Source organism: Halomonas heilongjiangensis, from assembly GCF_002879645.1.
In the GTDB taxonomy this organism is placed as follows: domain Bacteria; phylum Pseudomonadota; class Gammaproteobacteria; order Pseudomonadales; family Halomonadaceae; genus Halomonas; species Halomonas heilongjiangensis.
In genome coordinates, this window is record NZ_PNRE01000044.1 from 21,985 (window position 1) to 42,740 (window position 20,756).

General features: G+C 68.3%; 22 protein-coding genes. 13 read left to right on the forward strand and 9 right to left on the reverse strand.

Features of this window, described 5'->3' with window-relative positions; all coding sequences use genetic code 11:
• Positions 1-60 precede the first annotated feature (60 nt).
• Together ilvD and C1H66_RS09950 are read left to right on the forward strand one after the other, a co-directional pair.
• Positions 61-1,905: a dihydroxy-acid dehydratase gene (gene ilvD, locus C1H66_RS09945; protein WP_102627734.1), complete on the forward strand. Its 1,845-nt coding sequence runs from the start codon at positions 61-63 to the stop codon at positions 1,903-1,905.
• Positions 1,906-1,980: 75 nt separating this feature from the next.
• Complete coding sequence (locus C1H66_RS09950; protein WP_102627735.1) at positions 1,981-3,063, forward strand: oxidoreductase; 1,083 nt, start codon at positions 1,981-1,983, stop codon at positions 3,061-3,063.
• 29 nt (positions 3,064-3,092) lie between these two features.
• On the opposite strand, the gene nudE is transcribed toward C1H66_RS09950, so the two are convergent.
• On the reverse strand, positions 3,093-3,704 hold the full coding sequence (gene nudE / locus C1H66_RS09955; protein ID WP_102627736.1) for an ADP compounds hydrolase NudE: 612 nt from the start codon (positions 3,702-3,704) through the stop codon (positions 3,093-3,095).
• A 103-nt stretch (positions 3,705-3,807) separates the two neighbouring features.
• Here nudE and yrfG point away from each other — a divergent pair, with 103 nt between their 5' ends.
• The 6 genes from yrfG to msrB all read left to right on the forward strand — a co-directional run bounded on the left by yrfG (position 3,808) and on the right by msrB (position 8,328).
• Positions 3,808-4,497, forward strand: a complete 690-nt coding sequence (gene yrfG, locus C1H66_RS09960) for a GMP/IMP nucleotidase (RefSeq protein WP_102627737.1) — start codon at positions 3,808-3,810, stop codon at positions 4,495-4,497.
• Entirely contained in the window at positions 4,490-4,879 is a 390-nt protein-coding gene (hslR, locus tag C1H66_RS09965; RefSeq protein WP_102627738.1) for a ribosome-associated heat shock protein Hsp15, read from the forward strand. Before yrfG ends, hslR begins: the two co-directional genes overlap by 8 nt.
• 80 nt (positions 4,880-4,959) lie before the next feature.
• Positions 4,960-5,835, forward strand: coding sequence for an Hsp33 family molecular chaperone HslO (hslO, locus tag C1H66_RS09970; protein ID WP_102627739.1), 876 nt, complete (start codon positions 4,960-4,962; stop codon positions 5,833-5,835).
• Between the two features lie 26 nt (positions 5,836-5,861).
• On the forward strand, positions 5,862-6,113 hold the full coding sequence (locus C1H66_RS22590; protein WP_146010707.1) for a hypothetical protein: 252 nt from the start codon (positions 5,862-5,864) through the stop codon (positions 6,111-6,113).
• Positions 6,110-7,699: a phosphoenolpyruvate carboxykinase gene (locus C1H66_RS09975; protein WP_102627740.1), complete on the forward strand. Its 1,590-nt coding sequence runs from the start codon at positions 6,110-6,112 to the stop codon at positions 7,697-7,699. Before C1H66_RS22590 ends, C1H66_RS09975 begins: the two co-directional genes overlap by 4 nt.
• A gap of 131 nt (positions 7,700-7,830) precedes the next feature.
• Positions 7,831-8,328 carry a peptide-methionine (R)-S-oxide reductase MsrB gene (gene msrB / locus C1H66_RS09980; protein WP_102627741.1) on the forward strand — a complete coding sequence of 166 codons (498 nt, stop codon included), beginning with the start codon at positions 7,831-7,833 and terminating at the stop codon, positions 8,326-8,328.
• A gap of 15 nt (positions 8,329-8,343) precedes the next feature.
• On the opposite strand, the gene C1H66_RS09985 is transcribed toward msrB, so the two are convergent.
• Positions 8,344-9,198: a LysR substrate-binding domain-containing protein gene (locus tag C1H66_RS09985; protein WP_102627742.1), complete on the reverse strand. Its 855-nt coding sequence runs from the start codon at positions 9,196-9,198 to the stop codon at positions 8,344-8,346.
• A gap of 114 nt (positions 9,199-9,312) precedes the next feature.
• Between C1H66_RS09985 and C1H66_RS23415 the strand changes: the two genes are divergently transcribed.
• The 5 genes from C1H66_RS23415 to C1H66_RS10010 all read left to right on the forward strand — a co-directional run bounded on the left by C1H66_RS23415 (position 9,313) and on the right by C1H66_RS10010 (position 15,220).
• Positions 9,313-9,561, forward strand: coding sequence for a YjiS-like domain-containing protein (locus C1H66_RS23415; protein WP_102627743.1), 249 nt, complete (start codon positions 9,313-9,315; stop codon positions 9,559-9,561).
• 75 nt (positions 9,562-9,636) lie between these two features.
• On the forward strand, positions 9,637-12,021 hold the full coding sequence (locus tag C1H66_RS09995; protein WP_102627744.1) for a Tex family protein: 2,385 nt from the start codon (positions 9,637-9,639) through the stop codon (positions 12,019-12,021).
• Between the two features lie 136 nt (positions 12,022-12,157).
• Positions 12,158-13,783: a glutamate--cysteine ligase gene (gene gshA, locus C1H66_RS10000; protein ID WP_102627784.1), complete on the forward strand. Its 1,626-nt coding sequence runs from the start codon at positions 12,158-12,160 to the stop codon at positions 13,781-13,783.
• Positions 13,780-14,325 carry a disulfide bond formation protein B gene (locus tag C1H66_RS10005; protein ID WP_102627745.1) on the forward strand — a complete coding sequence of 182 codons (546 nt, stop codon included), beginning with the start codon at positions 13,780-13,782 and terminating at the stop codon, positions 14,323-14,325. Before gshA ends, C1H66_RS10005 begins: the two co-directional genes overlap by 4 nt.
• 46 nt (positions 14,326-14,371) lie before the next feature.
• Positions 14,372-15,220 (forward strand): alpha/beta hydrolase, encoded by an 849-nt coding sequence (locus C1H66_RS10010; protein WP_102627746.1) that lies wholly within the window; start codon positions 14,372-14,374, stop codon positions 15,218-15,220.
• 76 nt (positions 15,221-15,296) lie between these two features.
• Here C1H66_RS10010 and C1H66_RS10015 read toward each other — a convergent pair whose 3' ends face one another.
• The 7 genes from C1H66_RS10015 to C1H66_RS10045 all read right to left on the reverse strand — a co-directional run bounded on the left by C1H66_RS10015 (position 15,297) and on the right by C1H66_RS10045 (position 20,717).
• Positions 15,297-15,710, reverse strand: coding sequence for a RidA family protein (locus C1H66_RS10015; protein WP_102627747.1), 414 nt, complete (start codon positions 15,708-15,710; stop codon positions 15,297-15,299).
• The gene (locus C1H66_RS10020; protein ID WP_102627748.1) at positions 15,703-16,128 is read right to left on the reverse strand and encodes an acyl-CoA thioesterase; all 426 of its coding nucleotides are present in this window, start codon (positions 16,126-16,128) and stop codon (positions 15,703-15,705) included. Before C1H66_RS10020 ends, C1H66_RS10015 begins: the two co-directional genes overlap by 8 nt.
• A gap of 10 nt (positions 16,129-16,138) precedes the next feature.
• A complete protein-coding gene (locus C1H66_RS10025) occupies positions 16,139-16,819 on the reverse strand; it encodes an ABC transporter ATP-binding protein (protein WP_102627749.1) in 681 nt (226 codons plus the stop codon).
• A gap of 1 nt (position 16,820) precedes the next feature.
• Positions 16,821-17,564 carry an ABC transporter ATP-binding protein gene (locus tag C1H66_RS10030; RefSeq protein ID WP_102627750.1) on the reverse strand — a complete coding sequence of 248 codons (744 nt, stop codon included), beginning with the start codon at positions 17,562-17,564 and terminating at the stop codon, positions 16,821-16,823.
• Positions 17,557-18,597, reverse strand: a complete 1,041-nt coding sequence (locus tag C1H66_RS10035) for a branched-chain amino acid ABC transporter permease (protein WP_102627751.1) — start codon at positions 18,595-18,597, stop codon at positions 17,557-17,559. The genes C1H66_RS10030 and C1H66_RS10035 overlap by 8 nt, the downstream gene beginning before the upstream one ends.
• Positions 18,590-19,510, reverse strand: coding sequence for a branched-chain amino acid ABC transporter permease (locus C1H66_RS10040; protein ID WP_102627752.1), 921 nt, complete (start codon positions 19,508-19,510; stop codon positions 18,590-18,592). Before C1H66_RS10040 ends, C1H66_RS10035 begins: the two co-directional genes overlap by 8 nt.
• Before the next feature lie 64 nt (positions 19,511-19,574).
• Positions 19,575-20,717, reverse strand: coding sequence for an ABC transporter substrate-binding protein (locus C1H66_RS10045; RefSeq protein ID WP_102627753.1), 1,143 nt, complete (start codon positions 20,715-20,717; stop codon positions 19,575-19,577).
• Between the last annotated feature and the right edge of the window lie 39 nt (positions 20,718-20,756).

A 20,756-nucleotide genomic window follows, 5' to 3' on the forward strand; every position in this document is an offset into this window, starting at 1 on the left:
ACCGAGACCGTCATCGCCGCCACGGCGACTCGAGACGGCGCGAATCGCATAGAGGACACCATGCCCGAGTATCGTTCCCGCACCACCACCGCCGGCCGCAACATGGCCGGCGCCCGCGCCCTGTGGCGCGCCACCGGCATGAAGGACGACGACTTCCACAAGCCGATCATCGCCGTGGCCAACTCCTTCACCCAGTTCGTGCCCGGTCACGTGCACCTGAAGGACATGGGCCAACTGGTGGCCCGCGAGATCGAGAAGGCCGGTGGGGTGGCCAAGGAGTTCAACACCATCGCCGTGGACGACGGCATCGCCATGGGCCACGACGGCATGCTCTACTCGCTGCCGAGCCGCGACCTGATCGCCGACAGCGTCGAGTACATGGTCAACGCCCACTGCGCCGACGCCCTGGTGTGCATCTCCAACTGCGACAAGATCACCCCCGGGATGCTCAACGCCGCGATGCGCCTCAACATCCCGGTGATCTTCGTCTCCGGTGGCCCCATGGAGGCCGGCAAGACCAAGCTGCTCGACCACGGCCTCGACCTGGTCGATGCCATGGTGATGGCCGCAGACGACTCGGTGGACGACGCCACCCTGGCCGAGGTCGAGCGCAGTGCCTGCCCCACCTGTGGCAGCTGCTCCGGCATGTTCACTGCCAACTCCATGAACTGTCTCACCGAGGCCCTGGGCCTGGCGCTGCCGGGTAACGGCACGGTGCTGGCCACCCACGCCGACCGTCGCCGGCTGTTCGAGACCGCCGGGCATCGCATCGTCGAGCTGGCCAAGCGCTACTACGAGGGTGACGAGGCGCACCTGCTGCCCCGTGCCATCGGCTCCAGGGCGGCGTTCAGGAACGCCATGACCCTGGACATCGCCATGGGCGGCTCGACCAACACCATCCTGCACCTGCTGGCCGCCGCCCAGGAGGCCGAGGTCGACTTCACCCTGGCCGACATCGACCGCCTCTCGCGGGAGGTGCCACAGCTGTGCAAGGTGGCGCCCAACACCCAGAAGTACCATATCGAGGACGTGCACCGCGCCGGCGGTATCATGGCGATCCTCGGCGAGCTCGATCGCGCCGGGGTGCTCGATACCCGGGTGCCCACCGTCTATGGGGACACCCTCAAGGACGCCCTCGACGAGTGGGACATCATGAGAAGCCCCAGCCCCGAGGTGGTGGAGTTCTTCAAGGCCGGCCCCGGCGGTGTGCCGACCCAGGTGGCATTCTCCCAGAGTGCCCGCTGGCCGAGCCTCGACGGCGACCGCGCCACCGGCTGCATCCGCGATCTCGAACACGCCTTCTCCCGGGAGGGTGGCCTGGCGGTGCTGTTCGGCAATATCGCGCTGGACGGTTGCGTGGTGAAGACCGCCGGCGTCGATGACTCCATCCTGGTCTTCGAGGGGCCGGCCCATGTGGTCGAATCCCAGGACCAGGCGGTGGAACACGTGCTGGGCGGGCGGGTGCAGCCCGGCGAGGTGGTGGTGATCCGCTACGAGGGCCCCAGGGGCGGGCCGGGCATGCAGGAGATGCTCTATCCCACCTCCTACCTGAAGTCCAAGGGACTGGGCAAGGCGTGTGCGCTGATGACCGACGGTCGCTTCTCCGGCGGCACCTCGGGGCTCTCCATCGGCCACGTCTCACCGGAGGCCGCGGCGGGCGGTGCCATCGGCCTGGTCGAGAACGGCGACATCATCCAGATCGATATCCCCAACCGGCGCATCGACGTCAAGCTGACCGACGCCGAGCTGGCGACACGTCGCGAGGCCATGGAGGCGAAGGGCACCAATGCCTGGAAGCCCAGCATCCAGCGTGACCGCCAGGTCTCGGCGGCGCTCAAGGCCTACGCGCTGCTCGCCACCTCCGCCGACAAGGGCGCGGTGCGCGATCTGACCAAGCTCGACTGAGTGACGCGATTCCGCCCCGGCCGGGTGCCGGGGCGGACATCCCCCTTCCCGTCAACCTGCAAGGACGCCGATGCCATGAAGACGCAGACCCTGAACGTCGGCCTCGTCGGCTACGGCATGGCCGGCCGGACCTTCCATGCGCCGCTGATCCAGGCGGCGCCCGGGCTCGAACTGACCACCGTGGTCAGCCGCGACGCCGAACGGGTCCGGGCCGACCTCCCCGATGTCGAGGTGCTGTCCAGGGCGCCGGCGCTGTTTGCCCGGCCCGACATCGACCTGGTGGTGATCGCCACCCCCAACGACACCCACTTCCCGCTGGCCAAGGCGGCGCTCGGCGCCGGCAAGCATGTGGTAGTCGACAAGCCCTTCTCCATCACCCTTTCCGAGGCACGGCTGCTCAAGTCACTGGCCGACGAGGGGGAGCGACTGCTCAGCGTCTTCCACAATCGCCGCTGGGACAGCGACTTCCTGACCCTCGAGGCGTTGCTCCAGGCCGGCACCCTGGGCCGGGTGGTCGCGCTGGAATCGCGCTTCGACCGTTTTCGCCCCGAGGTCACCGACCGCTGGCGGGAGCACCACCGGCCGGGGGGCGGCATCTGGTATGACCTGGGGCCGCATCTGCTCGACCAGGCCCGGGCGCTGTTCGGCATGCCCAAGGCGATCCTGCTGGAGCTGGCCACCTCGCGGGAGGGGGCCGAGGTCGACGACGATTTCCTGGCGTTGCTGGAGTACGAGGGCCTGCGGGTGACCCTGCAGGCGAGTTCGCTGGTGGCCGCGCCGACGCCCCGTTTCGCGGTGCACGGCACCCGGGGGAGCTATGTGAAGTACGGGCTCGACCCCCAGGAAGCCTGGCTCAAGGCGGGCCGGACCCCGGCGCCCGGCTGGGGCGAGGACCCGCTTCCCGGATGCCTGACCCTGCGAGACGGCGGGGAGCCGGAGCTGGTCAGCCGCGAACATGCGGGCCTTCCCGGCGATTACCCGGTCTACTACGCCGGCATCGCCGAGGCGCTGCTCCACGGCACGCCGCCGCCGGTGAGCGTCGACGAGGCCCTCGAGGTGATGACGCTGCTCGAGGCCGGCCTCGACAGCTATCGTCAGGGGCGCTGGATGAAGCTGAAGGAGAGCAACGGGCTCAGGAAACGGCTCCACGCCCACTGAGCGCCGGCGGCCCCCTGCGTCAGGGGGCGCTACCAGAACGTCGGGGAGTCGGCCTCGTTGCGCAGCCGCTCCCGGGCGATGAACAGGGCGGCGATGGCTCGGGCCTCGTGAAAGTCCTCCCGGGCCAGCAATGCCGGGAGCTCGTCGAGGGCGTGGGTCTCGACGATCAGGGGTTCCGGTTCGTCGCCGGGCAGCCGTCGCGGATAGAGGTCGGTGGCCAGCAGCACCTGCATGCGATGGCGCATGTAGTTGGGCGCCAGCGACAGCTCCACCAGCGGCTCGATGCGGTGGGCGCCGAAGCCGCACTCTTCCATCAACTCGCGATTGGCGGCGCTGACGATGTCTTCCCCCGGGTCGACCAGCCCCTTGGGCAGGGTCAGCACATAGTCCTCGAAGCCGGCGGCGTACTCGCGGATCAGCAGCACGTGGTCGGGGTCGGGCATGGCGACGATCATCACCGCCCCCTGATCGCTGCCGGCGAGGCGCTCGAAGGTGCGCTCCTCGCCGTTGGAGAAGCGCAGTTCCAGTGCCTCGACGTGGAACAGGCGGCTCCTCGCCACCGACTGGCGCGACAGTACGCTGGGCTTCTCGGGCCAAGGGGTTCCGACATCGGTGCTGTTCGGGCCGGGGGAATCAGGCATGGGCTCTCCCATTCATCGGGTCATCGGGGGTGGAATGCGCCGTCGGCATCGATTGGGTACAATATCACGCCTTCCGCCACCACCGACGCCATCCGGAGCCGCGATGATCGACTGGCGCGCCATCGATACCGTCCTGCTGGACATGGACGGCACCCTGCTCGACCTGCACTTCGACAGCCACTTCTGGCTGGAACACCTGCCGCGGCGCTATGTGGAGCTGCACCGGCTGGATGAGGCCACCCAGGAGGAAGTGCGCTCGCGGATCCTCCGCGAGAGGGGCACCCTGAACTGGTACAGCCTGGCCTACTGGAGCCGCGAGCTGGACGTCGACATCGTTGCGCTCAAGCGCGAGATACAGCACCTGATCGGCCTGCGGGGCGATGCCCTGGATTTCCTCCAGTGGCTCAGGCAGGCCCACCCCCGGGTGGTGCTGGCCACCAATGCCGACCGCGAGAGCCTCGAGCTCAAGCTGCCGCTCACCGGGTTGGAGGCCTATCTCGATGCCATCGTCTCCTCGGCGGACCTCGGCGTGCCCAAGGAGGCTCAGGAGTTCTGGTTCGCGCTGCAGGAGGTCGAGCCCTTCGATCCCGAGCGTACCCTGTTCATCGACGACAATCCCTCGGTGCTGGAGAGCGCCCGCGAGTACGGCATCCGCCATCTGCTGGGCATCAAGCAGCCCGACAGTACCCGCCCCGAGAAGGAGCTCGAGGAGTTCATCGCCCTGGCGCGCTTCGCCGCCATCCTGCCCGGCAACCTCCCGCCGACGGCAGAAGGGGAGAGCGGCCATGGATAGCGTACGGCTCGACAAGTGGCTGTGGGCGGCGCGTTTCTTCAAGACCCGGGCGCTCGCCAAGAAGGCCATCGAAGGTGGCAAGGTGCACTACAACGGCACCCGCGCGAAGACCAGCAAGAGCGTCGAACTCGGCGCCCTGATCCGCGTGCCCCAGGGCTGGGACCTGATGGAGGTCGAGGTGCTGGCGCTCTCCGACCAGCGCCGCGGCGCGCCCGAGGCCCGTGAGCTCTACCGCGAGACCGCGGAAAGCGTCGCGCGGCGCGAGCGCGAAGCCGAGGCCCGCCGGCTGACCAACCAGGCGATGCAGCATCCCCCCAGGCGCCCCGACAAGAAGCAGCGCCGCGAGATCCACCGCTTCCAGCGACAGCAGGACGAAGAATGAAGGGATAAGCGATGCGGGGACATTCTTCCCTCTTCCCTCTTCTTTCTACCATCGTTCCCACCATCCAGGCACCCAGCGTCATGAATGATCAGATCCAGCGTTTCCTCTTCGACAAGACCAACGTGCGTGGCGAGATCGTCACCCTCGAGCGGGCCTACGCCGAGGTGCTCGAGCGCCACGACTATCCTCCGGTGGTCGATCGCCTGCTCGGCGAGCTGCTGTGCGCGGTGGCCCTGCTCACCGATACCGTCAAGCTCGACGGCACCCTGAGCATCGAGGTGCGCGGCCAGGGCGCGCTCGCGCTGCTGATGGCCGAGTCCAACCCCGGCGGGGAGCTGCGTGCCATCGCCCGCCTGGCCGACGGGGCGCCGCCCCCCGGCGATGATGTCGGTTTTCGCGAACTGCTCGGCCAGGGCCAGATCATGATCACCCTGGATCCGAAGGAAGGGCACCGCTACCAGGGCATCGTGGCGCTCGACCAGGAGAGCCTGGCGGAGTGCCTCGCCGCCTACTTCACCCAGTCGGAGCAGTTGCCGACCCGGCTGTGGCTGGCGGCCGACGGCGCCCGGGCCGGCGGCCTGCTGCTGCAGCGCCTGCCCGATGAGTCGATGAACCAGGACGCCGATGCCTGGGAGCGCACCCTGCAGCTCGCCGCGACCCTGAAAGGCGAAGAGCTGCTGGGGCTCGAGCCACTCGAGGTGCTCTACCGGCTCTACCATGAGGAGACCGTGCGGGTCTTCGACCCCAAGGCGCTGCACTTCGGCTGCACCTGCTCTCGCGAGCGCATCGGCGACTCCCTGCTGACCCTGGGCGAGGCCGAGCTGCGCGGGGTGCTGGCCGAGCACGGCAGCATCGACACCCAGTGCCACTTCTGCCATACCCGCTACCATTTCCCGGCCGCCGAGATCGAGGCGCTGCTCGCCTCGCCGGATGCCCCGCCGCCTACCCTGCACTGAAACCGCGTCGGCGAGATCGGAGGGCGATGCTGCATGGCACAATCGACTTTGTGGCGAACGGCCCTGATGTAGTAGAAAAACTACATGAAATTCGGCCAACAGCAGCGTTTCCCACCGGCCATCTTTTTGCCATAATGGCGCCGCTTTTCATCGGCACGATCGCCTCACCAACGAGACGGGAATACCCGCACCGGGCGATCGCTGGCACGACGCCCGCTGCGTCATCGACGCCCGGAAAACGAGAGAGAATCGGCCGCAAGGCCCAGGAATCGACATGACCACGACCCAAGCCGCTTCCCAGGCTGCCAATGCGCAGCAAGCCGCCACCGCCCAGGCCTACGTCAACCTCAGCAGCGCCGAGCTGATCGAGTGTGCCGTGGCCCGTGGCGAAGGCCGCCTGGCTGCCAACGGTGCCCTGGTGGTGAACACCGGTGTGCGTACCGGCCGCTCGCCCAAGGACCGCTTCATCGTCGACGAGCCGTCCACCAGTGCGCAGATCGACTGGGGCAGCGTCAACCAGCGCTTCGACAGCGGCAAGTTCGATGCCCTCTGGGCGCGCGTCGAGGCGTACCTGAGCGGCGGCGAGCGTTTCGTTTCCGAGCTGCACGTGGGCAGCGATCCGGCTCACTACCTGCCGGTGCGGGTGACCACCGAGACGGCCTGGCACAACCTCTTCGGTCGCACCATGTTCGTGCGCCCCGAGGCGTTCAACCCCGCCGCCAAGGAGGAGTGGACCATCCTCAACGCTCCCTTCTTCGAGTGCGACCCGGCCCGTGACGGCACCAACTCCGACGGCTGCGTGATCCTCAACTTCGCCCAGAAGAAGGTGCTGATCGCCGGCATGCGCTACGCCGGCGAGATGAAGAAGGCGATGTTCTCGGTGCAGAACTTCCTGCTGCCGGCCGCCGACGTGCTGCCCATGCACTGCTCCGCCAACGTCGGCGAGGATGGCGAGACCACGCTGTTCTTCGGCCTCTCGGGCACCGGCAAGACCACCCTCTCCGCCGACCCGGCGCGTTTCCTGATCGGTGACGACGAGCACGGCTGGGGCGAGGGCACCGTGTTCAACATCGAGGGCGGCTGCTACGCCAAGTGCATCGACCTCTCCGAGAAGAACGAGCCGATCATCTGGGATGCCATCCGCTTCGGCACCGTGCTCGAGAACGTGGTCCTCGACGATCGCCGCGTGCCCGACTATGCCGACGACAGCCTGACCCAGAACTCCCGCGCCGCCTACCCGCTGGAGCACGTCGAGAAGCGCGTGGCCGAGAACCGCGCCGGCGAACCCAATGCCATCGTCTTCCTGACCTGCGACATGAGCGGCGTGCTGCCGCCGGTCTCGGTGCTCTCCAAGGAGGCCGCGGCCTATCACTTCCTGTCCGGCTACACGGCCAAGGTCGGCTCCACCGAGATGGGCTCCTCCGCCGGTCTCGAGGCGACCTTCTCCACCTGCTTCGGTGCCCCCTTCTTCCCGCGCCCGGCGCGCGAGTACGCCGATCTGCTGATCAAGCGCGTGGCGGCCAAGGACGCCCAGGTCTACCTGGTCAACACCGGCTGGACCGGCGGCGCCTACGGCGAGGGCGGCTCGCGCTTCTCGATCCCGACCACCCGCGCCATCATCGGCGCCATCCAGTCCGGCGTGCTGCGTGACGTCGAGACCAGGCACATCGACGGCCTGAACCTCGAGGTGCCGGTCGCCGTGCCGGGCGTCGACTCCCGCCTGCTCGACCCGCGCGAGACCTGGGAAGATCGCGCCGCCTACGACCGACAGCTGAACGCGCTGGCCACCAAGTTCGTCGACAACTTCAAGAAGTTCGAGGGTGTCAACGAGGCCATCGTCGAGGCCGGACCGAGCCTGGCCTGAGGCGGTCCCGGCAGCGAACCGCCGGTGACGCCGGCGGTCTGAACGGGGGAAGGGCCGAGGCCCTTCCCCCGTTTCGTTGTGCTCCCACTTCGATGCGCGGGCCTGAGGCAAGCCATCGACGGAGGGTGATCATGAAAAGACGGCATTTTCTGGGGCTGCTGGGCGTCACCGGCGCGGCGGGCCTGTTGCCGGGCGTCTCCTTCGGCTTCCCGCGCCTGGAGCTGGAACCGGCGGAGGGGCTCGAGCGCCTCGAGCTCAGTGACGCCGAGTGGCGCGAGCGCCTGACCGACGAGCAGTACGAGATCCTGCGTGGCCACGGCACCGAGCCGGCCTTCTCCAGTCCCCTGGACAAGCAGTGGGGCGAGGGCGAGTACCACTGCGCCGGCTGCGACCTGCTGCTGTTCACCAGTGCCATGAAGTACGACTCCGGCACCGGCTGGCCGAGCTTCTTCGAGCACGTCGAGGGGCACCTGCTGAGTCAGCTCGATTTCGGCCTGATCTGGCCGCGCACCGAGTACCACTGTGCCCGCTGCGGCGGTCACCAGGGCCACGTGTTCGAAGATGGCCCCGAGCCCACCGGGCTGCGCTGGTGCAACAACGGCCTGGCACTGCGCTTCGTACCCGCTTAGGCATTCAGGCAGTGCCTAGTGCCGGAAGCCCTCGACGATATGTTGCGCCAGTCCCTCCACCACCGGTGACGTCGCCTCTGGCGCGCGCAGCAGCACGATCGAGCCGTCGGGCAGTGGGGGAAAACCGTCCTCCTCATCGAGGATGCGCATGCCCGGCGTGACCAGGCTCTTCATCAGCGCCGAGACGGCAAGCCCGGCGCCGACCACCGCCTGCAGGGTGGCGAGGCTGGGGCTCGAGTAAGCGATGCGGTACTGCCGTCCGGCGCGGGTCAGGGCGTTGCAGGCGTGGCGGCGGCAGAAGCAGGGCTCCTCGAACAGTGCCAGCGGCAGCGGCGACTGGCGATGGACGGCATGACTCTCCGCCACCACCCAGACGGTCTCCTCGCGGCGCAGGATGGTGCCGATCTCCTGGCCCACCTCGCGAGTCACGATGCTAAGGTCGAGGCTGCCCTGCTGGCGGCCGAGCAGCTCCGAGGAGGGCGCGCACTGCACCTCGACGTCGACCAGCGGCCAGGTCTGGGAGAAGGACTTGAGGATCCCGGGCAAGAAGCGCATGACGAAATCGTCGGGCACGCCGATCCGCACCCGCCCGACCATCTCCGGCTTGCGCAGCTTGTTCAGGGCTTCGCCCTGCAGGGCGAGGATGCGGCGGGCATAGTCGAGCAGCGTGGTGCCCTCGCTGGTCAGATGCATCTGGCGCCCCTGGCGCTCGAACAGCGGGCGCTGGATCACGTCCTCCTCGAGCCGCTTGATCTGCATGCTGACCGCCGACTGGGTGCGGTTGACCGCCTGGGCCGCACGGGTGAAGCCGCCGTGGTCGACGATGGCGACGAAGGTGCGCAACAGTTCATGATCGATGGTCTGGAGCATGGTCGATTTCCATCACGTATGGTGATGCTGGTCATCAGAAGTATTCGTTGGATTGATTCTAGTGGCTCCTCGAGACTTTCTCCATCGCCCGACATGATCCGGAGGAAGTCAGCCATGAGAGCCCCTGCCTGCAACGATTCGTCATCCTGCGCTGCGTCTGACAGCGCCGAGGGAGTCTGGCCATTCACCTCGCTACTGTGGCGCTGGATACGCCGCATGAACCACCAGATGCAGCTGCGCCACGAACGCCGCCAACTGGGAGAGCTCAGCGACAGCCTGCTGCGGGATATCGGCCTGACCCGCCGGGAGGCCATGCGCGAAGCGCGCCGGCCGTTCTGGGACGACATCGGCTGGCGGCGCTGAGGGAGGCTGCGGCGGCACCGTGGCGATTGTGGTACCTTGTCGCGATTCGTTCTCGTGCATTCGCGAAGGGGTTACATGGACGCCACCAACCGCATCATCACGCGCCTCGCCGAGGAGCTTTCCGTTCGTCCGCAGCAGGTCACGGCCACGGTGGAACTGCTCGACGGCGGGGCCACCGTGCCCTTCATCGCCCGCTACCGCAAGGAGGTCACCGGCGGGCTCGACGACACCCAGCTGCGCAACCTTCACGAGCGCCTCGGCTACCTGCGCGAGCTGGAGGAGCGCCGGATCGCCGTGCTCGCTGCCATCGACGAGCAGGGCAAGCTCACCGACGAGCTCGCCGGGCTGATCCAGGCCGCCGACACCAAGCAGCGCCTCGAAGACCTCTACCTGCCGTACAAGAAGAAGCGCCGCACCAAGGCACAGATCGCCCGCGAGGCCGGCCTCGAGCCGCTGGCCGATGCGCTGCTGGCCGATCCGACCCTCGACCCGGAACGCGCGGCGGTGCACTACCTGCGCGCCGCGGAAGGCGATATTCCGGCCGTCGAGGACACCAAGGCGGCCCTGGATGGGGCGAGGCAGATCCTCATGGAGCGCTTCGCCGAGGACCCCGAACTGGTCGGCCGGCTGCGCGAGCGGTTGTGGAGCGAGGGGGAGCTCAGTGCGCGCCTGATCGCCGGCAAGGAGCGCGAGGGCGCCAAGTTCTCCGACTACTTCGAGCACGACGAGAAGCTGGCGAAGACCCCGTCGCACCGGGCGCTGGCGATGTTCCGCGGCCGCAACGAAGGGGTCCTGACCCTGGCCATTCGCCTGCCGGGCGAGGAGGAGGCGCCGATCCACCCGGCCCAGGTGGCCATCGCCGGGCACTTCGACATCCGCGACGAGGGCCGGCCCGCCGACAAGTGGCTGCGTGACGTGGTGCGCTGGACCTGGCGGGTCAAGCTCTACACGCACCTGGAGACCGAACTGCTGGGCCGACTGCGCGAGCGCGCCGAGCTGGAGGCCATCGAGGTCTTCGCCGCCAACCTCAAGGACCTGCTGCTGGCCGCCCCGGCCGGGCCCAAGGCGACGCTGGCCATCGACCCCGGCCTGCGTACCGGCTGCAAGGTGGCGGTGGTGGACGCCACCGGCCAGTTCCTCGAGCACGCGACCATCTATCCCCATGCTCCCCGTAACGCCTGGGATGCCTCCCTTGCCGAGCTCGCCAGGCTGGTCGAGAAGCACGATGTGGCGCTGATCGCCGTCGGCAACGGCACCGCCAGTCGCGAGACCGACCGCCTCGCCGGCGACCTGGTCAAGGCCTTCTCTTCGTCTCAAGGGCGGGGCCGGCGTCAGCTTGCCAAGGTGATGGTCAGCGAGGCCGGCGCCTCGGTCTACTCCGCCTCGGAATACGCCTCCCGGGAGCTGCCGGAGCTTGACGTCACCATCCGCGGGGCGGTCTCCATCGCCCGGCGCCTGCAGGACCCGCTGGCCGAGCTGGTCAAGATCGAACCCAAGTCGATCGGCGTCGGCCAGTACCAGCACGACGTCTCTCAGCTGCAGCTCTCGAAGAGCCTCGAGGCGGTGATCGAGGATTGCGTCAACGCCGTAGGGGTGGACCTCAACATGGCGTCGAGCGCGCTGCTCTCGCGGGTCGCCGGCCTCAACCCGGCCCTGGCCGAGAACATCGTCGCCCGCCGCAACGCCGAGGGTGCCTTCACCAGCCGCAAGCAGCTGCTCGAGGTGAGCCGCCTGGGGCCCAGGACCTTCGAGCAGTGCGCGGGCTTCCTGCGCATCATGAACGGCGCCAACCCGCTCGACGGCAGCGCCGTGCACCCCGAGGCCTATCCGCTGGTGGAGCGCATCGCCGCGCGCAGCGGCCGGGAGCTCGCCAGCCTGATCGGCGACAGCGCCACCCTCAAGGCGGTCAGGCCCGCCGACTTCGCCGACGAGCGCTTCGGCGTGCCGACCATCAGCGACATCCTCGCCGAGCTCGACAAGCCCGGTCGCGATCCGCGACCCGAGTTCAAGGCCGCCGAGTTCCGCGAGGGGGTGGAGACCCTCAAGGACCTCGAGCCGGGGATGGTCCTCGAAGGCAGCGTCACCAACGTCACCCACTTCGGCGCCTTCGTCGACATCGGGGTGCACCAGGACGGCCTGGTGCATATCTCGGCACTGTCGGACAGGTTCGTCGAGGATCCCCGCTCGGTGGTCAAGGCCGGCGATATCGTCAAGGTCAAGGTGATGAACGTGGATCTGGAACGTTCGCGCATCGGGCTCTCCATGCGCCTCGACGACCAGCCCGGCGGGGAGGGCAGCGAGGGCCGGGGCGGCAAGCCGCGCCGTGGGGGCGACGACCGCCGCCACGGCCAGGGCACGGCGCCGCGCAAGGGGGGGCAGCCCGCGGAACCGACCGGACAACCGGGTGGTCAGATGGGCGCCCTGGGGGCCGCCCTGCTCAAGGCGAAGAAGGGGCGCTGAAAATCCGAAGCAGGCTAACCTTGAATCGCCGCCTGGCGGCACCATAATCTGACGTTTCATGGGCACCCGGCAGGCCGTCGGGCACCCGCAACGATTGCGAACCGTGAAGCGTGCCCCTCCGGCCGGCTTCCACGACATGGGGTGTTCTCTCTTGTCCGACTCACTCGCTACCCTCATCGAGCGTCTCACGGAACCCGCCCGACGGGGGCTGATCGGTCGCCTGCGCCGCGGCATCGAGAAGGAGGGGCTGCGCGTCGACCCGGCGGGGCGCATCGCGTCCACGCCGCACCCGGCCGCGCTGGGGTCCAAGCTCACCCATCCGCACATCACCACCGACTACTCCGAGGCGCTGCTGGAGTACATCACGCCGGTCTACAGTCGGCCGGCCGATGCCATGGCGTTCCTCGCCGACCTGCATCGCTTCAGCTATCGCCACCTGGGCAGTGAGCTGATCTGGCCGGCGAGCATGCCGGCACGGCTCGACGGCAACGACAGCGTGACCATCGCCGACTACGGCGCCTCCAACGTGGGCACCATGAAGCACGTCTACCGCCGCGGACTCGACGTGCGCTATGGACGGATCATGCAGGCCATCGCCGGGGTGCACTACAACGTCTCGCTGCCCGACGACTTCTGGCAACGGTTGCGCGAACTCGACGGCGCCATCGATACGCCGCTGAGCGACTACCGTTCGGCACGCTACTTCGGGCTGATCCGCAACTTCCGTCGCCACAGCTGGCTGTTGCTCTACCTGTTCGGCGCCTCGCCGGCCCTGGACCGCAGCTTCCTGGCCGGCGGCGAGGCGCCCGACCGGTTCGAGGCCCTCGGTGACGAGACCCTGGTCTCGCCCTATGCCACCAGCCTGCGCATGTCCGACCTGGGCTACCAGAACAAGGTCCAGGCCCAGTTGAAGATCTGTTTCAACTCGCTCTCCAACTACGTCAACACCCTGCGCCATGCCATCTCCACCCCCTGGCCGGCCTACCAGGCGCTGGGGGTGCACGAGGGGGGCGAGTGGCGCCAGCTCAACGCCAACATCCTGCAGATCGAGAACGAGTACTACAGCGACATCCGCCCCAAGCGGGTGGCGCGCCACGGCGAGACCCCCAGCCAGGCCCTGGAAGCCCGAGGGGTGGAGTACATCGAGGTACGCTGCCTCGACCTCAATCCGCTGCTGACCCTGGGCATCGACGAGCAGCAGATCCGCTTTCTCGACGCCTTCCTGATGTGGTGCCTGCTCTCCGAGAGCCCCTGGATACCCGACGAGGAGTGCGACCGCCTCGACGACAACCGCCGCCTGGTGGTCGAGCGTGGGCGTGATCCCGAGCTGCGCCTGACCCACCATGGCCGGCAGCGCTCGATCGCCGATTGGGGGGGCGAGATCCTCGATGAGGTCGGCCAGGTCGCCGACCTGCTCGACCTGCTCGAGGAGGGCAGCCCCCACGGAGAGGCCGTGCGCGCCATGCGGCCGCGCCTCGACGACCCGTCGCTCACCCCGTCCGGCGCGCTGCTCGACCGCCTGCGCGAGCGCGGCGAGGAGTTCAGCGATGCCATGCTGGTGATCGCCCGGGAACAGGGGGAACGGCTGCGCGAGGAGCCCATGGATGCCGCCCGCGAGGCGCTGTTCGACCAGCTGGTCGCGACCTCTCACCAGCAGCAGGGCGACATCGAGGCCGCCGACACCGAGGGCTTCGACGACTTCCTGGCCCACTATTTCACCCGCGCCCGGGAGTCCCGGCTCAGCAACGAGGAAGCTTCGTGACACACGCCCTCTCGCATCTCTCCGTGCGCCAGTGGAGCCTGGCGGGGCTCGCCTTCTGTGGCCTGATGATGGCCGTCGCCCTGGGGCTCGAGCACATCGGCGGGCTCGAGCCCTGCCCGCTGTGCATCTTCCAGCGGGTGGCGGTGCTCGCCGCGGCGGTGGTGTTCACCGTTGCCGCCATCCACAATCCGCGCGGTCGCCTCGGCGCCACCTTGTACGGGGGGCTCTCGCTGGCCGCCGTGAGCGGCGGCATCGCCGTGGCCTGGCGCCACCTCTGGCTGCAGTCGCTGCCCGCCGACGAGGTGCCCAGCTGCGGTCCCGGGCTCGACTACATGATGGATATCCTGCCGCTGCGCGACGTGGTCTCCATGGTGCTCTCGGGGTCCGGTGAGTGTGCCGAGGTCGACTTCCTGCTGCTCGGCCTCTCACTGCCCGGCTGGACCCTGATCGGCTTCCTGGTCCTGGCGCTGGCGCCCCTGGGGGTGCTGCTCAACGCCTGTCGGGAGCGGCCGCGGGTGGAGGCGCCGGTCGAGACGCCATGACAGCGTCGCCATGACAACGTCGCCAAAATAACAACGGGGACAGCCCATGCTCTATCGCGACTACGCCACCCAGGAAGAGATCGATCGTGAGTACGACCCCTCGCGGGGGCGTGATCTGGCCGCCCTGGTCGCCGGCTGGCGCGACAGCAGCCGGGCCACCCGCCAGCGCCTCCGGGTGACGGAGGATGTCGCCTTCGGCCCCTCGCTGGCCGAGCGCATGGATGTCTTCCACGCCGGAGACGAGCGGGCGCCGGTCCACCTCTTCTTCCACGGCGGCTACTGGCGCTCGCTCGGCCACAAGGAGTTCGGCTTCGTCGTCGACGGTCTGGTCGAGGCCGGCATCACGGTGGTGGTGGTCAACTATGCGCTCTGTCCCACGGTGCCCTTCGGCGAGGTGGTGCGCCAGAGCCAGGCCGCGGTGGCCTGGTGGCATCGCCATGGCGGGTCCCACGGCGTCGACCCGCAGCAACTGAGCGTGTCGGGGCATTCGGCCGGCGGCCATCTCTGCGCCATGCTGCTGGCCACCGACTGGCAGGGGGTCTACGGCCTGCCCGATGACCCGATCCGTGGGGCGTTGGCCATCAGCGGGCTCTACGACCTGCGTCCCTTCCCCTGGTCATGGCTGCAGCCCAAGCTGCAGCTCACCGGCCGCGACGTCGCCGCCTACAGTCCGCTGTTCCTGCCGTGCCGGGTGTCGGCGACGGTGCGCCTGGTGGCCGGTGGCGAGGAGTCGAGCGAGTTCGAGCGGCAGATGCGCGCCCACGCCGAGCACCTGGCGGCCCAGGGCGTCGAGGTCTCCGGCGAGCTGCTGGCCGGCGACAACCACTTCTCGATTCTCGACCACTATCGCCAGGGCGGGCGTTTCGTCGACGCCATCCGCGCCTTTCATCGATAGCCCTGCACTTTCATCGCTAGCCCTGCAGCGACAGAGGCCGGCACGACTCGTGCCGGCGGCGCCGGGGCGAGATGCGTCAGGCGTCGGGCAGCACCGCCGTGGCCTCGATCTCGACCCTGGCCCGGTCCTCGATCAGGTCGGCGACCTGGACCATGGTCATGGCCGGGAAGTGCTTGCCCATGACTTCGCGATAGGCGGCCCCGACCTCCTTGAGCCGGGCGAGGTACTCCCGCTTGTCGGTGACGTACCAGGTCAGGCGCACCACATGCTCGGGACCCGCTCCGGCTTCCCCGAGCACCGTCACGATATTGTCCAGCGCCTGGTGGATCTGGGCCACGAAGTCGTCGCTCTCGAACACCTGGTCGCCGTTCCAGCCGATCTGGCCGCCGACGAAGATCAGGCGGCCGGCGGCGGCGATGCCGTTGGCATAGCCGACGGCGGCCTTCCAGTGGGCGGGGTGAAGCTGCTCGAGTACGGGGGCATCATTCATCTGGGCATCCTCGTGGGCAGTCGATGACGAAGAGGTGGCGCATGGTTTCGGGCCAGGGCAGGGGACGGCCGGTCTCCAGGTCGACGAAGACCAGCGTGGAGTCGCAGGTCAGGCGCGGCTGATCGCCACAGCGGGCGACGATCCGCAGCGCCAGGCTGGTACGCCCGACGGCACGTACCGCCAGCTCGAACGTCAGCGTTTCCCCCAGCCGGCTGGGGGCGTGGAAGTCGGTCTCGAGGCTGGCGGTGGGAACACCGGTGCGCGAGGCGACGTGCAGCGTGCTGAAGTCGTGCCCGACGACCTCGGCGAACCAGTCTTCCACCACGGCATTGATCATCTCGAAGTAGCGCGGGTAGAAGACGATGCCCGCCGGGTCGCAGTGCTGGAAACGTACCTTGTGTCGGGTGGTGAATGGCATCGTGGTTCCCTCAGACGCCGAGGTAACGGTCGCGGATATCGTCGTCGAGGGCCTCGGGGTGGCCGTCCCAGACCGTGCGGCCCTTCTCGAGGATGGTGCAGCGGTCGGCGACCGGCATCAGTTCGCTCAGTGACTTGTCGACGATCAGGGTCGACTGCCCCTGCTCCTTGAGCAGGCGGATGGCCGACCATATCTCCTGACGGATCACCGGGGCGAGGCCCTCGGTGGCCTCGTCGAGCACCAGCAGCCGCGGGTTGGTCATCAGCGCGCGGCCGATGGCCAGCATCTGCTGCTCGCCGCCCGACAGGGTGTTCGCCATCTGGTGGCGTCGCTCGGCGAGGCGCGGGAAGAGCTGCTCCACCCTCGCCAGGCTCCAGTAGCCCGGCCGAGCGGTCGCCACCAGGTTCTCCCGTACCGAGAGGTTGGGAAAGCAGCGCCGCCCTTCGGGGACCAGCCCCAGCCCGGCCTGGGCGATGCGATAGGCCGGCAGGCGGCGCAGATCCTTCGCCTCGAATTCGATGCTGCCGCGGCGGGCAGGGGTAAGACCGAAGATCGAGCGGATGGTGGTGGTCTTGCCCATGCCGTTGCGGCCCATCAGCGCCACCAGCTCGCCGGCCTGCACGCTGAGGTTCACGCCGAACAGCGCCTGGGAGGGGCCGTAGAAGGTTTCGATGTCGGTGACGGTGAGCATCTCAGTCTCCCAGGTAGGCTTCGCGCACTTGAGGGTCCTGGCGGATCGTGACGCTGTCGCCATGGGCGATGATGCTGCCCGCGACCAGCACCGAGATGCGGTCGGCGAGCCGGAACACCGCCTCCATGTCATGCTCGATCAACAGGATCGGGACCTCGAGCTTGAGGGCTTCCAGCAGTTCGGTGAGACGGGCCGTGCCTTCCGGTCCCAGGCCCGCCATGGGCTCGTCGAGCAGCAGCGCGCGAGGCTTGAGCGCCAGGGCGCACGCCACCTCGACCTGGCGGCGCTCGCCATGGGAGAGCTCGGAGACCGGGGTGTCGGCGCGATGCAGCAGTTGCATGCGCTCCAGCGCTTCCCGGGCCGGTGCCAGCAGGCTCTCGTCGCGGTACACGGGCTTCCAGAAGCGGAAGCTGTGCCCCTGCAGTGCCTGGACGCCGATCATGACGTTGCGCATCACCGACAGGGGTTCGGCGAGCGACGAGACCTGGAAGCTGCGGCCGAGTCCCAGTCGGGCGCGCTGGGCGACGCTGAGCCGGGTGATCTCGCGGCCGGCCAGGTGCACGCTACCCTGGTCGGGGGCCAGGCTGCCGGCGATCTGGCCGATCAGGGTCGACTTGCCGGCGCCGTTGGGGCCGATCAAGGCATGGATCTCGCCCTCTTGCAGGTCCAGGGAGACGCCCCGGGTGGCCTGCAGCGCACCGAAACGCTTGTGCAGGTCGTTCAGCGACAGCACGGTCTCAGACATGAGGCTCCCTCCCGGCCAGCCAGCCCATCAATCCATGCTTGGCGAACAGCACCACGAACAGCAGCACCAGGCCCAGGAACAGCTTCCAGTACTCGGTCAGCCCGCCGAGCAGGGTCTCCATCATCACGAACAGGAGGGCCCCGGCCAGTGGCCCGTAGAGCCGCCCGACACCGCCGAGGATGACGATCACCATCAGTTCCCCGGACATGTGCCAGCTGAGCAGGGTGGGGCTGACGAAGCCGTTGAGGTCGGCGTAGAGCGCGCCGGCCAGCCCGGTGATCATCGCCGAGACGACGAAGGCCACCAGGCGCACGGGGTAGGGGGAGATGCCGGCGGTGGCCAGTCGCGTGTCGTTGAGCCGCGCCATGGTCAGGGCGGCGCCGAAGCGCGATTTCATCATGCGCGAGGTGATCGCCATGGCCAGCAGCAGGCCCGCGAAACAGAGCAGGAAGAAGGTCAGCGGCCGGCCGGTATCGACCAGCGGCAGGGTATTGCGCAGGTAGATCGGCAGGCCGTCCTCGCCGCCGTAGGAGGGCCAGGAGTTGGCGAAGTAGTACACCATCTGGGCGAAGGCGAGGGTGATCATGATGAAATAGACCCCCGTCGTGCGCAGCGAGATGGCGCCGATGGCCAGCGCCAGCAGGCCGCACAGCAGGATGGTCGCCAGCCAGATCACCAGCATGCTGTCGCTGCCGGGAATGGCGATCGGCCAGCTCAGGAACGGGCTGTAGTCGAAGGCGTGGTAGGCGCTGATGCCGGCGACGTAGCCGCCCAGGCCGAAATAGGCGGCGTGGCCGAAGCTCACCATGCCGCCGTAGCCGATCGCCAGGTTCAGCCCCACCGCGGCCATGGCGATCAAGGTGATGCGCGAGCCGAGGTTGACGTAGTAGACATGCCCCAGCAGGTAGGCGGCCAGCGGTGCCAGCAGCAGCAGCGCCAGCAGGCCGATCTGTACCAGGCCCTTGCGGTCGAACCAGGTGGCCGGGATGGCCGGCAGGCCGGGCGGGGCGGAGTCATTCTTGAGCTTATCCATGGGCGGCAAACAACCCCTTCGGCTTGAACGCGAGAATGATGGCCATGAGGATGTAGACCAGCATGGCGGCCAGGGCGGAGCCCACGCCGGCGGCCTCGGCCGGACTCATGAACTGGCGGAAGAAGGCCGGCAGGAAGACCCGTCCCATGGTGTCCACCACCCCGACCAGGATGGCGCCGCACAACGCCCCCTTGATCGAGCCGATGCCGCCGATGACGATCACCACGAAGGCGAGGATCAGCACCGGTTCGCCCATCCCCACCTGGACCGACTGCAACGCGCCGACCATGGCCCCGGCCAGGCCGGCCAGCGCCGCGCCCATGGCGAAGATCAGGGTATAGAGTCGGGCGATGTTGACGCCCAGCGCGCCGATCATCTCGCGGTCGCTCTCGCCGGCACGGATGCGCATTCCCAGGCGAGTGCGTGAAATCAGCAGGTAGAGCCCGACGGCAACCAGGATGCCCACGGCGATGATCACCAGGCGGTAGAGCGGGTAGCGGGCGCCGCCGGGCAGGGTGACGAAGCCGGTCAGCATCTGCGGTGGGCTGAGCCACAGCGGCGAGGAGCCGAACAGCCAGCGGGTGCCCTCGGAAAAGATCAGGATCAGCGCGAAGGTGGCCAATACCTGGTCGAGGTGGGGGCGGTGATAGAGGCGGCGGATCACGATCAGTTCGACCAGGGCACCGACGCCGGCCGCCGCCAGCACGCCGGCCGTGAGGCCCAGCAGGAAGGAGCCGGTGGAGACGGTGACCAGGGCGGTGACGTAGGCCCCGACCATGTAGAAGGAGCCGTGGGCCAGGTTGATCAGCCCCATCACGCCGAACACCAGGGTCAGGCCGCTGGCCATCAGGAACAGCATGGTACCCAGTTGCAGGCCGTTGATGAGCTGCTCGAGAAACAGGGTAAGGGTCACGACACACATCCCGTGTCAGTAGATGGAGGATAGCCGGACCCCGCGGGGCCCGGCACGCCTGGCGTTACATCTGGCAGTCGGCGGCGTAGACGTCCTGGATGTCCTCGATGGCCAGGCCGACCAGGCGATTGGTGGGCTGGCCGTTGTCGCCGGCGACCACCTCGCGGACATGGATGTCCTGGATCGGATGCTGGTTGGCGCCGAAACGGAACTTGCCGCGCACCGACGCGAAATCGGCCTCGCGCAGCGCCTCGCGGAAGGCGTCCTGGTCGCTGGGGTGGGCCTTGTCGAGGGCGCTGAGGATCAGGTTGGCGGTGTCGTAGCCCTGTGAGGCGTAGAGCGTCGGGGTGCGCTCGTAGGCCTCGCGGAAGCGCTCGACGAAGGCGCGGTTGGCATCGTTGTCGAGGTCGTAGGCCCACTGGGAGGTGTTCATCGTCCCCAGGGCGGCGCTGCCCACGGCCTGGATGATGATCTCGTCGAAGGAGAAGGCGGCACCGAAGAGCGGCAGCTCGACCCCCGAGCTCTCGTACTGCTTCATGAAGGAGATGCCCATCCCGCCGGGCAGGAAGAAGAACAGGCTGTCGGCACCGCTGGCGCGGATCTGGGCGATCTCGGCGGCGTAGTCCGTCTGGCCCATCTGGGTATAGATCTCGTCGACCACCTCGCCCTCATAGCGGTGCTTGAAGCCGGCCAGGGCGTCGGTGCCGGCAGGGTAGTTCGGCGCGAGCAGGATCGGGCGCTCGAAGCCCTCTCCCTTCATGTAGGCGCCCATGGCCTCGTGCAGGTTGTCGTTCTGCCAGGCGACGTTGAAGTAGTTTTCGTGGCACTGGCGACCGGCGAGTGCCGAGGGGCCGGCGTTGGGCGAGAGGTAGAAGACCCCCTGGCGCACCGCCGAGGGCACCACCGCCATGGCCAGGTTGGACCAGATGATGCCGGTGAGGATATCGACGTTGTCGCGCTGCATGAATTCGTCGGAGAGGCTCTTGGCCAGGTCCGGGCGGTTGGCGTCGTCCTGGATCAGCACCTCGATGTCGTCACGCCCCGACTGCTCGATGGCGAGCATGAAGCCATCGCGCACGTCGACGCCCAGGTGGGAGCCGCCGCCGGACAGGGTGGTGATCATGCCGATCTTGACATCGTCGGCCTGGGCCGCCGCCATGGCGGAGGTCATCAGCAGGCCGAGACCGAAACTGGCAAGGTTCTTCATGGGGTTACCCTCTCTGCATAGCGTTGCTTGTTGTGGTTG